We start from the raw sequence: 13,994 nt of genomic DNA, 5'->3' as shown, positions 1-13,994 counted from the left end.
GGTGAAGATAATTCATTTTGACCTTTCTATTATTTCCTCAAATTTATCAACTGCAAGATTTAGAGAAAATGCTTTCAAATCTTCACTACCTTTATGAGCCAACTTAAAACGCAATTCATTATTTTCAATTAAACGAATAATATTTTCTGCTAAAGCATAACTATCATTAATAGGTGATAGCATTGCGTTTTCGTTACTGGCATACTCAAAAACACCTTTGTAAGCTGTCGAGACAAGCGCACAACCACAGGCCATACTTTCAGCTCCTGTCAAACCAAATCCTTCATTTATACTAGCACAAACAAAAATAGCTGTGTTATTATAAATATTTCTCAATTGAAGAGCTGTTTGATTTTGATAATAACTAATCCACTCTTTATCAATTTCCTCTCTCTTTTCACACGCTCCGAACATAGTTACATGAATATTTGGGTACTGTTGGCGAACCAAGCTCAAAGCTTCAAGAGCTATTGGGACACCTTTGTGCTCCCCATAATGATAGAGCATAGCGATTTCCAATGGATTTCTTTCTTCAATTTGATTTATTATTGAAAAGTTTCTTGTATCAATTGGATTTTTGAGCAATCTAACATCAGGATCAAATTTCGAAACTAATTCATATAGCCATTGTGAAACAACTATATTATTCATTCCCATCTGATAAGTCTTATATACTTCTTCATCTGAAAAAGACCAATTTTCAAAATCTTGAATCAAATAGAACTTTCTTCCACAACGTTTCGGTAGTTTATAAACTATTTCTGCTGTGTTTACCGCAGTAGCGAAAACAATATCTGAATCTGGGAAATGAGTTTCATTACGATAAGGTGTTGCAATTTTCCTAACCCGCTGGTCTAACGGAAACCATTTGGGATAAAAATGCTTATAAAGTTGAGATAGGTAATATTTAATAGCGTAGTTTTTAACAATATTAAATTTTTGATTTGTAAAACAAACAATTGAAACTTCGTGTCCTCTCTCCACCAAACTATTGGCATATTCAAACACCACTTTAAATCCTCCAACAGGAACATCTGGTAAAGACGGTAAGCAAAAAGTAATTTTCATTTTTTCTCCCACTAAGATTTAATTTCCCCCAACTCATCATCAGTATGAGTAATCATAACACCCCAAACCATATAAAATAAGAATAAAGTGATATTATTAGCAAAAAAGTCAAAGGAAAACATCTCTATCAGTGTCATCACTATCAGTAAAATCGTTAATTTATTAAATGAATTCGTTTTATCTATTGATGATATATAGATAAATAAAGCAATAAAAAGTAATAGGCATCCAATGATTCCAACCTCTATTAAATACGTTGTCAACACGGAGTCTGTTGTCTGGAATCCAAAATAGTAAGAATATTGAGGAAGAAAGTCAAATAAAGCCGAACCATAACCTCCCCCTATGATTGCTTTTATAGGGTGCTCTGACATATAGGGAATTACATTTTTTAGAGTTCCAAATCTTTGGCCAAAGGAGCCATCGGAATAGCCAAGCGAAATAACTCTATCAAATCGTGAAGAAACTAACTCAACAATCTTGTTTATAAAACCTGATATATTTAAGGCAATGAAAACAATCGAAACACTTATCAACCATGAAATTTTTACTTTCTTTACAAAGAAGAAGTAATGGATCATCGTTATAATAACAAAAGTAATCCAAGCCATTCTAGACTGACTAATTATTAAAGCAAATAAAACAGTTCCTTTATAACTATAATCGAACAACTTATTCTTACTCGGAAAGATTAAAGAGAGTAACCAACCCACTAATAAAACATATGCAAAATAAGTATAGTGAGTAAAGAACGAACTTGGATAATATACAATATTTGCAAATTCATTCATTCTTTTTATCCAATTAGCCGCCCCAGTAGTTATAAAGCTACCAATAGGATTGTATTTAGCACGCCACTCATAAATCCCAAATAGTGCAAACAATATGACTAGAGACTTTATGCAACCGATAAAAAAAAGTTTCATCCTTTTGGTGTTTATATACAAACTAGTCGAACCAAAGGCAATCGTTGGTAATAAGATATATCTAATTACAAAATTAGTTAAACTAGATGTAGATTTCAAAAAAAGAAAACTCACAAACGAGTAGTATGCCACAAATAAAATTAAAAAAATATTCTGTTTTTTTATGTAAAAAGTAAATTGTTTTGATAATATTCTTTGAAGTACAACCAGAAAAAACAGAGGCAATATTATTGTAAGATTAAAATTTCTATAGTATGCCACCCCAATGATAAACCAAAAGGACAGTAATAAGTAAACACCCATTCTACTTTTCTGGGATAATCTATTCATGTTTTCTCCATTCTTGGATTTATTTTAACGTTTTTATAATATTTTTAATTGATGGAATTCTTAAATAGTAGTACAGAATATAGTGGAAATAATGTTGGACTTTTGATACTCGATTCAATTGTCTTAAAAAAGTGACCATTGATGGTTCTATTTTGGGAAATTTAAGCCGTTTCAAACCAAAAATATTTGTCTTCGTACCAAAACCAATCGTATTGTTTTCATGAATACGATATCTTATTAATTTTTCATTTAAAAAACATACTTTCCCAATTTTTGAGGCAATTAATAATAATTGATGATCGTGATACAAGGTTCTATTATCAATTTTCAAATACAGTTCTCGAGTCTTCTTCGAAATACAATATGTGGCACCTTGGACAACATTCCCCAACATAAGATAATCAAATGATAGATTAATAATTTTTTCATCCTTTTTCTCTAATTCTGTGAAAAAACGATTCGGAACAAATTGTTCCGTAGCCTTTAATTCACTACCGTTTTTATCAATTAGGCTAAAATTTGTACAAACAGCTTCACACTTGTACTCCTTCATAACTTCCATTGTTTTTTCAACTTTATCAAATTCCCAAACATCGTCTTGATCCGCTAAAAAAATAAAATTTCCAGTACAAGCTTCAATCGCATTATAAAAATTTTGAATATATCCTACATTTTCCGGATTCCGAATGAATTTCACGCGAGAATCTTCTACTTTTGATACAACACCAGCTGTATCATCGGTTGAACAATCATCGAAGATAATGACCTCATCAACTTCTACACTTTGATTTAAGATAGACCGTAGCTGAGTAGCCACATAACCTGCACCATTATAGGTTGTCATTGCGACAGAAATCATTTTATGAGCTCCTTCATAATTTTTTTATAGTAAGTCCCATCTTTCATCGTTTCGGATTCGTCAAACTTATAGGTTAATTTATGGAAGGGTGTTGTCAATAATAGATTGTCCCACCACGTTTGGTTAAAATCGTCAAATAAATTAAGTAAAAGAATATGTGGCAAGGTATTGGAAGCTGGGAAAACTTCTTTCCATCCTTCCGGATAGGTTTCTATTGCTAATTGAAACATTAAATGAAAAATAAAGTAATCTTTCACATAATCAAATTTTTCCCAATATTTATATAACAAATGCTTTGTTAATTCCAATAATTCATTGTGAGTTTCAGAAGTGATGAACCAATTAGAAATTTGCATAACATGCCCATCTATAGGTTTTAAACCTTGAAATACAAATAAATTGGAGTCTAACATATAATCTGGAATATTTGAAGAGGTACAATAAACTGTTGAGTCAATCCATGTTCCACCATATCGAGTTAATAATTCCAACCTCAATAAGTCAGAAAAGTGTGTCGAACTAATAATTCCTTTAGTATATTTTTCTACAATATATTCAGGAAATTCAACATATTGAGAATAATTTTCCTCCGTAATTAGAACAATATCTCTATCAGGAAGATTTTCTTGAATAGATGATACACATTGTTGAACAAGTTCGGGAGCATTCTCTAATCCTTGCATCCAACAAATCCATACCTTATTGCTCCTCTTCTTCTCAAATGATTTCCGTGTGGAAAGAAATTCTTTAATTATAGGAGCATTTTCTTTTCTCAATTTTTTCATTAGCTTGTAACGTACAATTAAACGCACTAGCTCAAGAGCTTTTCTATCTCTCCCTAAGAAAATCGTCCCCATCGTTAAAGGAAAAAAGGTTCTATTCTTCAAAGACGTTAGTAGTATCTCTTTTTTATTTATCTTCTTTTTCATTATCTCTCAAATATTTCTTATACAATTTACTAAATAAAATCACTGTCCGACTAATTGTTTTCGCAGACTTACCCCAACGAATTTTCTCTGACAAAACCATTCTGACAGCATATAAACCGCCACGTTGAATAATATTTTCAACTTTGTCTAGAAGAGCCTGTTCAGAATCTGACAATGCTTGTCTTCTCAATAAACAGATAGCCACCATACTCTGCTTATATGTCAGTGCATGATCTTTGGCCAAATCATTTATTTTAGACAATCTTTTCAAAATTCGGCTCATTTTGAAATTGTACTCATGTTTGCTAGTAACATTACTTCCATAACGTCTGTAACCCATTACTGTTTCAGGATAAAAATAAACATTCCCCTTTAGAGCAGCTACTTTAGTTATAAAATTATCATGTGATAAAAAGACTAATTCAGCTGCATCATTTGCAATTTTTGGGAGAATTGAAAACAAATCATAGTTAAAGAAAGTGTTACAACCATAAACTTTGTGCGCCATATAAGCAGTAATTGGATTAGTATAACTAATCCCCATCAAATGGTTCATACTTGGAGACGTTTCTTCTCCTTTTCCATCAATAATCCTCATATCCGCGTAAATCATTGTTGGTCCTTGAGTATGAACTTCATGATAAAAATTTTGTAAAAGTTCAAGCTTATCTCTATCCCAGATATCATCTTGATCTGCAAACATATAGAAATCGTAAACTTTTTCTTGCACTCGCACAGCATTGATTAAACCAAAGAAATTGTAATAAGCCCCATGGAAATCTGAGTCGTTTTGAATTAATTGGATACGTCTATCTCTAGCAATATATTCTTTAACAATATCAACAGTATGATCTAACGAATTATCATCACGTATAATCAGTTCCCAATCTGTTATGGTTTGATTTATAATACTATCTAACTGCTCACGAAGATATTTTTCTCCATTATAGGTCGCCATCATGATTAGTATCTTACTTGTTTGCACTAGTGAACTCCTTTAAAATTCTATAAGTATTACCAAATCCAAGCTTAGCATCAAATAATCCTCGCCAGCCTAATCTTTCTAGCTTATCGCTCCTAAGGCTGGCATTCTGCATGGGATTAGCCTGCTTAAGATCTTGGTTATCGGGAACATCCATGATAAGTTTCACATTGCTAACTTGAGAAATAATTTCAGCCATCTGTTTTATAGTAATGATTGAATTTGGATTGGAAATATTATAAACCTGCCCTGATTCACCTGAAAGAAGAACACTTAAAATAGCACTAGCACAATCCAAACTATAACAATAGGATCTTAACTGACTCCCTGTACTCTTCATAACAATATCACGACCAGCAATGGCCTCATTCATAAAGAATGAAGAAACACGATTATCTGTTACTTTGGCACTTGGCCCGTAAATATGTCCTGGACGTACAACGGTAATGTTTAAAGAATATTCTGACACAAAGCTTGTACAAAGAGTTTCTGTCGCTCGCTTAGAACTAGCATAAGAACAACGAACATTAAGATGGTCAACCAACCCAATATAGTTTTCCTCTAAAGGTTGATTACTCGAACTTAGTCCATAAACTTCACTGGATGATACATAAAGCACCTTAGAAACCCCAGCATTCTTAGCATAGGACAAAAGGTTGTACATTCCTAAAAAATTACTAGTCATGGTTTCTACTGGCTGATTGACATACAACTCTGGGCTTGCTGGACTTGCTGCATGAATAATAAAATCAATATCAAAATTAAAATCTGGAACTACTGCTGCATCATAAGCTACAAATTTTAAGAAGCTTGTTTCCGAACCAAATCGCTCCTTTAAATAGCTAAGATTACGACCACAACAGTATATTTTAATATTAAAATTTCTTAGATCGTTTAGAAGTAATAACTGATCCACAATAGAGGAACCGATTAAGCCTGACCCACCTGTTATTAGGATTGATTTTTCTTTCAGTTCAGCAACATTAACGATTGCTGACAATGACTCTTTAACATCCCTTTTATAAAGATTATTTGATAATAGTACCATGATTATTTAATCCAATTATCACGTGTTGAACTTAACAAGGCTTTAAAAATGTCTAAATCTTCAACAGTTGTAATCTTAAGGTTTTTCTCAGATCCAAGTGAAAAGTAGCTCTTCTTACCAAATAATTGCATCAGCTGACAAGAAGCTGCGACATCTGTAATCCCGCTTTCTAAAGCTTTGTTATGTAGTTCCATAATAGCATCAAGTTGATAGACATGAGGTGTCTGTGTACGAAGCAACAAATCACGATTCAAAGCTTCAATAGAGGCTCTTGAATGTGGCTCATCTAAAACAAAAACAACTTCTGTTGTAGGAATAGCAGCCACTGCATTCCCAAATTGTTGGTAAGTAGCTAAAGCATCACTAATAATTTCATTACTTACTAAAGGACGATTACCATCGTGGATTAATACAGTAACCTCTTCATTTAGGTGTGCTTCCTTAACGGCTTTCAAACCATTATAAATAGACTCTTGGCCTGAAGAACCACCAAGAGTAATCATCTTTAATTTTGTGATACCAAACTGTTCAGCATAAGCCTTTACCATCTGCTCCCAGCCTTTTAAAATCACTATGCAAATTTCATCAATTTCTGGGTGATTCTGAAATTTTTCAAGAGTGTATATAATAATTGGTTTATTTTCAACATGAATAAATTGTTTTGGAATGTCTTGACCCACACGGCTACCAATTCCCGATGCTGTTAAAATTGCTACTTTCACTTATTCTTCTCCATAACTCAACTCTAAAAATAAATGTTGCTCTCTCCTATCAACAGAAGGAACGACCATATAATCTTTACCGTAGAACATTTCTAAATATTCTTCTGACCAAACAGGAACATTCACCATCAAATCTTCAAAGGGTACCTTTTTATAAACATTCATATTCTCTCGCAAGTAAGTCTCGCGTCTAAAGTGCTTTCTTCCTGTAGGTATGGATACATATTTTGTATTTGAGTCCTTACAGCTTGAATTACATTTATCAAGCCAGTTTAGCCATTTCTCAATTGGAATAATGCCAAAAAACCAACCAACCATCAACTTTCCAGCAGAGTAATTTAGCTTCCTACCTTCCAGTCTAAACATTTCTTTCATCAGAGCATGATTCTTTGTTTCTCGTACAGAAGCCAAAGCAAAAGTCAAAAACATACTTGTATATCCTTGAAAGAATCGTTTCACTACATTATCGTAAACATTTTCCACAATGTAAAGATCTATCGAAATGCCACATTCATCAGCTGAATGGTCATATTTTCTGCGAGCTACCGTTCCCCTCTTACGAATTTGGGAAACATGTAGCCCAAGTTCAGGATGACTATTTGGAGATTGAAGATAATAATGATCACTAAAATCTTTACAGGCGTTACAAAGAGAAACAAGTTTATCATAACTTTCGCGAGGAATATTGATATCTACATCATCATCCCATGGAATAAACCCCTTATGTCGAATTGCACCTAAAATACTACCACCACTCAAGGAGTAATGGATTTCATGCTCATCAAAAAATTTAAAGATATCTGAGATCATTTTAAGTAGCTCAGCTTGATATTTTTTCAAGCCTTCCTCATCAAGAAAAATAATATCTGATTTGTCATATTTCAATTCGACTGACACTAATTCTCCTCCTTAAACACTTCCTCATAATCTGACACAATCTTTTCCCATGTGAATGCATCCGCAATTCGTTGGCTAGACTTTTCGTCTAATTCCGAAATAGCACTTTCATCAAGTCGTTCCACTTCCTCGATTACACGCGCCAGCTCATCTTTTTTCCAATAAATGGCTCCGTCTTCACCAACTTCACGGTTAAAGCCAACATCTAGCAACAAATTAAGCTTTGTGGATGCAAGAGCTTCTAAAAGCGATGGGTTTGTTCCACCAACTTCATGTCCATGGAAATAAGTAAAAGCATTCTCGCGAATATACTTGAGTAACTCTTGATCATAAACAGTCCCGACAAATTTGACTCTAGGATCTTTATCAAAACCAGTATCCTGTAACAACTGGTCGTAAAATTTATTCTGCTCCACATTTGTGATGAGGACAAAGTCTTTCTTAGACTTAGATTTGATAAATTCACGAATCATTGATTCATAGTTATTCTCAGGAACGAATCGTCCCACCACTAGATAATAGCCATTTTCGCTTACTCCCTTTTCACGATACCAGTTTCGAACTTTGGCATCTTCTGATTTCAGACTTGAAGGGGTAGTATCTGTACCATAGGCAATATAGGTGGTCTTTGGTTGATACTGCTTATAATCCTCTTGGATATATTTTTCGATATTTTTGCTATCACAGACCAATAAATCTGCATATTTAACCATTAGCTGTTCTGAGAATTTCCAGTACTTTCGAACTGGCAGGCTCCATTTTGCCCGCAGCCACTCATGACCATCTGGATTTACCAGCAAACGGCCTCCGATCGAACGAATTTTTTTCTTAAGTCCAGAAATAAAAGGCCCGATACGACCAGCTAGAATGTAAAAAATGGGAGCTTCATCTTTGTTTTTCTTAGCTATTTCAATCGCTTTATTCACAGCAGCAATATCGTAAGCGATAGCACGAGCAGGTCCGATATTGGGCACATCAATGTTGAAACAAATGGCTCCATTGTGCTCAAACTGGTCATCCGTGATACCAGATTTAGCTGAATTCTCACGCATACAAGCAATATAGTATTGTATGTTGCTGTCTTTTTGATACTCGGTTAATTTTTCAACAAAGGTTTCAAATCCTCCATACTTGGCAGGAATCCCCTTTGAACCAATGATATAAACTGACTGTTTCATCTCTCTCCTAACAAGACTAAGGGGCAAAAATCACTTCGCTCCATCTCTCATAAATACAACTTTAACTGTCTTCAATAAAATTTCAATATCTTTCCAGATTGTCCAACCATCAATATAGGCCACATCTAATTTGACAACTTCATCGAAATTCTTGATCTCACTTCGTCCGCTGACCTGCCATAAACCTGTTATGCCAGGTTTAAAACTTAGACGGCGTTTTTGTTCTGGGGTATAGTGCTCATACTCGTCCACTGTTGGTGGTCGTGTACCTACCAAACTCATATCTCCCTTTAGAACATTGTAAAATTGTGGCAACTCGTCCAAGCTAGTCTTCCTTATAAAACGACCAATTTTCGTGATACGAGGATCATCGTCCACCTTAAACATTCCACCCTGCATGGTATTTTGTTCCATGAGTTCCCTTTTTTTCGCCTCGGCATCTACACACATAGAGCGAAACTTATAAAAAGTGAACTGGCGACCATTTTTTCCTATACGCGTCTGAGCAAAAATAGCAGAGCCCCCATCCTTTCGAATCAAAGGAACCAGCACAATACTGACTAAACCACATAGTATCAGACCTACCAGGGAACCGATAATATCAATAATCCGCTTAGCAATCACGTGGCTAGTCTTATAAAATGTTGTAGAAAAAGTCACAACGTTTAGTCCTGCCATCTCACGAATTTGCTTGTTACGTGCCAAACTACGATCAAAAGCATTTAGATTAACTGTTACATCAATTCCCATCGTTTCAAACTGAGAGACCAGCTCTCCAATATTGTATTTTTCACTTGGAAGATTGATAAAGACTTCATCGACCACCTCATGAGTCGCAAAGTTTACTATATCCCCCTCTGCTACTACCTTTAAATAATCATGCTGAAAATCTGGTTTGTCTAAAACACTGACGGCTACCAACTCCCCAACAACATCATCTGATTCTATTAGTCTATCCAGTACCTTTTCGACACGAGAAGTTGCTGTAAGTAGGAGAATCTTCTTACTTCCTTTAAAGTTGGGATAAGCCCGCTTCCAATACCACTTGATAAATAAGTTTAGCACATAGACTAAAAGAGCATGTAATGTGAGGAAGTAAATCATGCCTCGTCTGGAAATACTAAATCGATCTTCTAAGAAAAAATTAGAAATACTAATCGCTAGCGCAAAGAATAGGATATATTTCAATGTCTGGACAAGTTCAAGCAAATATCCCCTTTTAAAGAAATCTTGTCCATAATCACTGATATAAAAGACAAAATAATGGAGGATATAAAGTGCAATAGCTGTTGTTGAAACAATCTCCGTTTCTCTCACAGAACTAAGTAGATAAGTCAATAAAATAACAAGAAAACTCTGGATTATGGCCAATGAAGGCTTTACTACTTTTCCATTCATCTCTATCTCCCAATCTATTTTTTATTTTTTCCCGTAATCTCCATAATTCCCATAAGGACTGTGTTTGTATACTGAAGTATCGAATTTATTCAACACAACTCCTAAAAACGGCTTCCCAGTTTGTTCCAACTGTTCTTTCGCTTTTTGAATATCCCGTCGATTTGTTTCACCTGCTGCTGTCACTAAAATAGAAGCATCACATTTTCGCGTAATAATAGCCGCATCAATCACGACACCGACAGGAGCAGTATCTACAATGATGTAGTCAAAATATTTACGCAAGGTTTCAAGCATTGTACTGAAATTCTTACTTTGAAGAAGAGCTGTCGGATTCGGTGACACAGAGCCAGCCTGAATCACAAAGAGATTTTCGATATTGGTATCACAAAGCCCTTGCGATAGGTCTGTAGTTCCTGATAGAAATTCTGTCAGACCTGTAATTTTATCCCTTGCTTTAAAGACACCTGACATAACAGAATTGCGGATATCTCCATCAATCAACAGCGTTTTGTAACCTGCACGCGCAAAAGCCCAAGCGATATTAGTGGAAGTCGTTGATTTTCCTTCTCCTGGTTTCACAGAAGTGATAGAAAATACTTTCAAATCATCTCCACTTAACTGTAGGTTCGTGCACAAAGCGTTATAATATTCCTCCGCCTTTTTTACAAGATCCAATTTTGCCTGTGAGATTTCTAACGTTGGCATAACTTCCTCCTATTTCATTTTATCCAAATCTGGAACGACCCCTAGAAGTGGAATTTGTAGTACATCTTCGACATCTTCAGGACGTTTCACACGGGTATCGAGTAACTCAATCAAAAGAACAGTAATTACTGTTACAACGACTCCTCCAAGAAAACCAAACAAGGTGTTGCGTCGAACATTTGGAGAAGAGGGAGTCGTAGCTGGTCGCGCTTCTTCAAGCGTCGTTACATCAGATACTCGCGTTACAGCGATGATCTTTTCTGCAGCAGCTTCTCGTAGAGAATTAGCGATGCGACTGGCTTCCTCTGGTTGTTTATCCTTGACAGAGATTGAGACGATACGAGTGTCAGCTGGCACAGTCACTTGAACTTTGCTGGCTAACGTTTTTGCTGTCATATCCAATTTCAAATTTGTCGCTACCTTTTCCAATACATCCTGCGAAAGGATAATCTCACGGTAGTCTTTTACCAGATAAGATCCTGCCTGCAAGTCCTGATTTGTCAGCCCCGGCTTATCTCCTTGATTGCGATTCACTACGTAAATACGCGTAGTACTCGTATATTCTGGCTTAACGATAAAAGTGCTATATGCAAAAGCTCCCGCCCCTGTCACAAGTGCCACTAATAAAATAATTAGCTTGCGTTTCCACAAGGTTTTTAATAATTGAAATACATCGATTTCTATCGTATTTTGTTCTTTCATCATTTCTCCTAAATTAGTTGATCCATTACAATTTTTCGAGGATTGTCTATAAAAAGTTCCTGAGCCTTCGCTTCTCCGTATTTTTTGGCAATAAGGCCATAGGCTTCTGCCATATGAGGAGGTCTACCGTCTAGATTGTGCATATCACTTGCAATGACATGAACCAAATCCTGCTCTAAAAAATACTGAGCTCTTTTTTTCATGAATTTATAACGTTCTCCAAAAAGTTTTGGTTTGAGGATGTGTGAACTATTTACTTGCGTGTAACAGCCCATATCGATCAGTTCTCGAACGCGTTTTTCATTATTTTCAAGAGCATCATAGCGCTCGATGTGGGCAATGACTGGAGTAATTCCCAACATCAAGATCTTGCTCAAGGCGCTATGAATATCGCGATAAGGGGTGTTCATACTAAACTCTATCAAGGCATAACGACTATCATTGAGGGTCGGAATCCGCTTTTTTTCCAGCTTATCCAGAACATCTGGTGTGTAGTAAATTTCAGCCCCGTAAGCAATGACCAAGTCACTCGCAACTTCCTTAGCTATTTCCCGAACCTGAAGAAAGTTTTCTGCTATCTTCTCTTCCGGAGTTTCAAACATGCCCTTGCGACGGTGAGAGGTAGAGACAATGGTTCGCACCCCCTGCCTGTAGGCTTCTATCAAGAGAGACTTGCTTTCCTCTCTTGACTTGGGACCATCATCTACATCAAAGACAATGTGCGAATGAATATCAATCATTTCATCTGCCCTCCAACACGTCTTGAATGGCAGTTTTGACAGATGCAAGGCTACTGTCGTCAATTTCCATCATATAGAGGTTACTATCTGGCATCGCATAAGAAGGAAGATCCATCCGTCCCGTACCTTTCAAGTCTTGCGAATTCACTTTGTAAGTTCCACCACTTTCTAACTGAGCATTGACCAAGTTCATCATGGTCTCAAGCGGCATGTTTGTTTGGATAGAATCTTGCAAACTATCAATAATCGTACTATAATTTTTCAGTGCTTCGGTCGACGTTAATTTTTGAAGGATAGCCACAATCACCTTTTGTTGATTGCGCCCACGGTCACGATCGCCATCTGCTAGGGAGTAGCGCTCACGAACAAAACCAAGAGCCTGTTCTGAATCAAGATGAACATTGCCCACAGGGAATTGAAACTTCCCGTGTAGAGCTGTAAATTCTTGATCATTATAAACATCTACCCCACCCAACAAATCAATCAATTTCAAAAACGAAGTGAAGTTCAATCGCACATAGTAATTGATATCCACTCCATAGAGATTTTCTAAGGTATGAATGGACGAATCAACTCCATAAATGCCCGCATGGGTCAATTTATCTTTTTGATTATTTCCACCGTCTGCGATTGGTACATAGGCATCACGTGGCGTTGTGGTCAAGAGGATTTTCTTGGTATCTCGATTGACAGTCATCAGGATATTGACGTCTGAACGTGACACTGAACTAATCGGGCCATAGGTATCAATTCCACTCACATAGATATTGAAAGACTGACTCTTTGAAGTTTTAGGAGCTTCTACTTTTTTAGTGAATCCCTTAGTATAAATCTTTTTTATCTTCGATGCGTAATCTGGATACTCTGACTCGATGATATTTTCAAAGACACTATTTAAGACAATGGCCTTGGTATCACCTGCAATCAGACTCTTGTAAGCCGCCAAGTAAGACGAACTCTGGTCGACCGTCAAATCGGTATTCTGACTTGACTTGATATCAGCTAGTAGTTTTTGAATATTTTCATTATCAGTCCCAGTCGGTGCTGTCACACTCGTCAGTTGCGTAACATTTCCAACCTCACTATCTGCTAAAACAGCAACACTGATAGAATATTCTGAGTAATTAGAAGTCGCATTTAAACGATTGGTCAGTCCAACAAACTGCTGTACTGCAAAAAGTGAAACAGAGCTGACAAGGATAGAGAGCACCAACAGAAAAATAGTAAATTTTTCAGCTTTTTTATAGATAATCAAGAGCAGCCCTACTAAGGCAACTAGTAGAACTAACGCAGTTGCCACTAGATTAAGATATCTAAAAGCAAGGATATTATATTTAAAAATCAAAAACAATAAAAAGCTAGCCAACAATAGATAAACAGTTAACAAGGCTATGTTAACGCTTCGCTTTACTTTTCCTGAGCGAGATCTCTTTGAACGTTTCGTCATGACACTCCCCTATACTATAATAATTAAAGTAATTATATCACAAAAGTAGGACAAATTCCATTC

14 protein-coding genes are annotated in these 13,994 nt (G+C 35.8%); all 14 read right to left on the bottom strand.

Features of this window, described 5'->3' with window-relative positions; genetic code table 11:
• Positions 1-12 precede the first annotated feature (12 nt).
• Genes MK403_RS04650 through cpsA form a run of 14 tightly spaced genes read right to left on the bottom strand, consistent with a single transcriptional unit; the run spans position 13 to position 13,931 of the window.
• Positions 13-1,068 carry a glycosyltransferase family 4 protein gene (locus tag MK403_RS04650; protein ID WP_084921260.1) on the bottom strand — a complete coding sequence of 352 codons (1,056 nt, stop codon included), beginning with the start codon at positions 1,066-1,068 and terminating at the stop codon, positions 13-15.
• Positions 1,069-1,079: 11 nt separating this feature from the next.
• Complete coding sequence (locus MK403_RS04645) at positions 1,080-2,324, bottom strand: O-antigen ligase family protein (RefSeq protein WP_084945577.1); 1,245 nt, start codon at positions 2,322-2,324, stop codon at positions 1,080-1,082.
• 19 nt (positions 2,325-2,343) lie between these two features.
• Complete coding sequence (locus MK403_RS04640) at positions 2,344-3,183, bottom strand: glycosyltransferase (protein ID WP_084945578.1); 840 nt, start codon at positions 3,181-3,183, stop codon at positions 2,344-2,346.
• Positions 3,180-4,112, bottom strand: a complete 933-nt coding sequence (locus MK403_RS04635) for a capsular polysaccharide synthesis protein (RefSeq protein WP_084945579.1) — start codon at positions 4,110-4,112, stop codon at positions 3,180-3,182. The genes MK403_RS04640 and MK403_RS04635 overlap by 4 nt, the downstream gene beginning before the upstream one ends.
• Positions 4,093-5,097, bottom strand: coding sequence for a glycosyltransferase family 2 protein (locus tag MK403_RS04630; RefSeq protein WP_268709099.1), 1,005 nt, complete (start codon positions 5,095-5,097; stop codon positions 4,093-4,095). Before MK403_RS04630 ends, MK403_RS04635 begins: the two co-directional genes overlap by 20 nt.
• Positions 5,084-6,142 carry an NAD-dependent epimerase/dehydratase family protein gene (locus MK403_RS04625; protein ID WP_084945581.1) on the bottom strand — a complete coding sequence of 353 codons (1,059 nt, stop codon included), beginning with the start codon at positions 6,140-6,142 and terminating at the stop codon, positions 5,084-5,086. The genes MK403_RS04630 and MK403_RS04625 overlap by 14 nt, the downstream gene beginning before the upstream one ends.
• 2 nt (positions 6,143-6,144) lie before the next feature.
• Positions 6,145-6,864: an IspD/TarI family cytidylyltransferase gene (locus MK403_RS04620; RefSeq protein WP_084945582.1), complete on the bottom strand. Its 720-nt coding sequence runs from the start codon at positions 6,862-6,864 to the stop codon at positions 6,145-6,147.
• The gene (locus tag MK403_RS04615) at positions 6,865-7,761 is read right to left on the bottom strand and encodes a LicD family protein (protein ID WP_084945583.1); all 897 of its coding nucleotides are present in this window, start codon (positions 7,759-7,761) and stop codon (positions 6,865-6,867) included.
• Positions 7,761-8,939, bottom strand: a complete 1,179-nt coding sequence (cps2T, locus tag MK403_RS04610) for a beta 1-4 rhamnosyltransferase Cps2T (RefSeq protein ID WP_268709098.1) — start codon at positions 8,937-8,939, stop codon at positions 7,761-7,763. The genes MK403_RS04615 and cps2T overlap by 1 nt, the downstream gene beginning before the upstream one ends.
• A 30-nt stretch (positions 8,940-8,969) precedes the next feature.
• A complete protein-coding gene (locus MK403_RS04605; RefSeq protein ID WP_268709097.1) occupies positions 8,970-10,337 on the bottom strand; it encodes a sugar transferase in 1,368 nt (455 codons plus the stop codon).
• Positions 10,338-10,358: 21 nt separating this feature from the next.
• Positions 10,359-11,042 carry a tyrosine-protein kinase gene (locus tag MK403_RS04600; RefSeq protein ID WP_268709096.1) on the bottom strand — a complete coding sequence of 228 codons (684 nt, stop codon included), beginning with the start codon at positions 11,040-11,042 and terminating at the stop codon, positions 10,359-10,361.
• 9 nt (positions 11,043-11,051) lie between these two features.
• Positions 11,052-11,744, bottom strand: a complete 693-nt coding sequence (cpsC, locus tag MK403_RS04595) for a capsular polysaccharide biosynthesis protein CpsC (RefSeq protein WP_268709095.1) — start codon at positions 11,742-11,744, stop codon at positions 11,052-11,054.
• An 8-nt stretch (positions 11,745-11,752) separates the two neighbouring features.
• The gene (cps4B, locus tag MK403_RS04590; RefSeq protein WP_268709094.1) at positions 11,753-12,484 is read right to left on the bottom strand and encodes a capsular polysaccharide biosynthesis protein Cps4B; all 732 of its coding nucleotides are present in this window, start codon (positions 12,482-12,484) and stop codon (positions 11,753-11,755) included.
• Position 12,485: 1 nt separating this feature from the next.
• Complete coding sequence (gene cpsA / locus MK403_RS04585; RefSeq protein WP_268709093.1) at positions 12,486-13,931, bottom strand: LCP family glycopolymer transferase CpsA; 1,446 nt, start codon at positions 13,929-13,931, stop codon at positions 12,486-12,488.
• Between the last annotated feature and the right edge of the window lie 63 nt (positions 13,932-13,994).

The organism is Streptococcus oralis (genome assembly GCF_026782285.1).
GTDB classification, from domain to species: Bacteria; Bacillota; Bacilli; order Lactobacillales; family Streptococcaceae; genus Streptococcus; species Streptococcus oralis_CG.
The sequence above is the reverse complement of the archived record's forward strand: the minus strand, read 5'-3'. Positions and strand labels throughout refer to the sequence as shown.

Excerpts from the sequence above, each read along its gene's own strand:
- cps4B (WP_268709094.1), bottom strand. The coding sequence starts at position 12,484 with ATGATTGATATTCATTCGCACATTGTCTTTGATGTAGATGATGGTCCC.
- MK403_RS04640 (WP_084945578.1), bottom strand. The coding sequence starts at position 3,183 with ATGATTTCTGTCGCAATGACAACCTATAATGGTGCAGGTTATGTGGCT.
- MK403_RS04625 (WP_084945581.1), bottom strand. The coding sequence starts at position 6,142 with ATGGTACTATTATCAAATAATCTTTATAAAAGGGATGTTAAAGAGTCA.
- MK403_RS04635 (WP_084945579.1), bottom strand. The coding sequence starts at position 4,112 with ATGAAAAAGAAGATAAATAAAAAAGAGATACTACTAACGTCTTTGAAG.
- cps2T (WP_268709098.1), bottom strand. The coding sequence starts at position 8,939 with ATGAAACAGTCAGTTTATATCATTGGTTCAAAGGGGATTCCTGCCAAG.
- cpsA (WP_268709093.1), bottom strand. The coding sequence starts at position 13,931 with ATGACGAAACGTTCAAAGAGATCTCGCTCAGGAAAAGTAAAGCGAAGC.
- cpsC (WP_268709095.1), bottom strand. The coding sequence starts at position 11,744 with ATGAAAGAACAAAATACGATAGAAATCGATGTATTTCAATTATTAAAA.
- MK403_RS04645 (WP_084945577.1), bottom strand. The coding sequence starts at position 2,324 with ATGAATAGATTATCCCAGAAAAGTAGAATGGGTGTTTACTTATTACTG.
- MK403_RS04600 (WP_268709096.1), bottom strand. The coding sequence starts at position 11,042 with ATGCCAACGTTAGAAATCTCACAGGCAAAATTGGATCTTGTAAAAAAG.
- MK403_RS04605 (WP_268709097.1), bottom strand. The coding sequence starts at position 10,337 with ATGAATGGAAAAGTAGTAAAGCCTTCATTGGCCATAATCCAGAGTTTT.
- MK403_RS04650 (WP_084921260.1), bottom strand. The coding sequence starts at position 1,068 with ATGAAAATTACTTTTTGCTTACCGTCTTTACCAGATGTTCCTGTTGGA.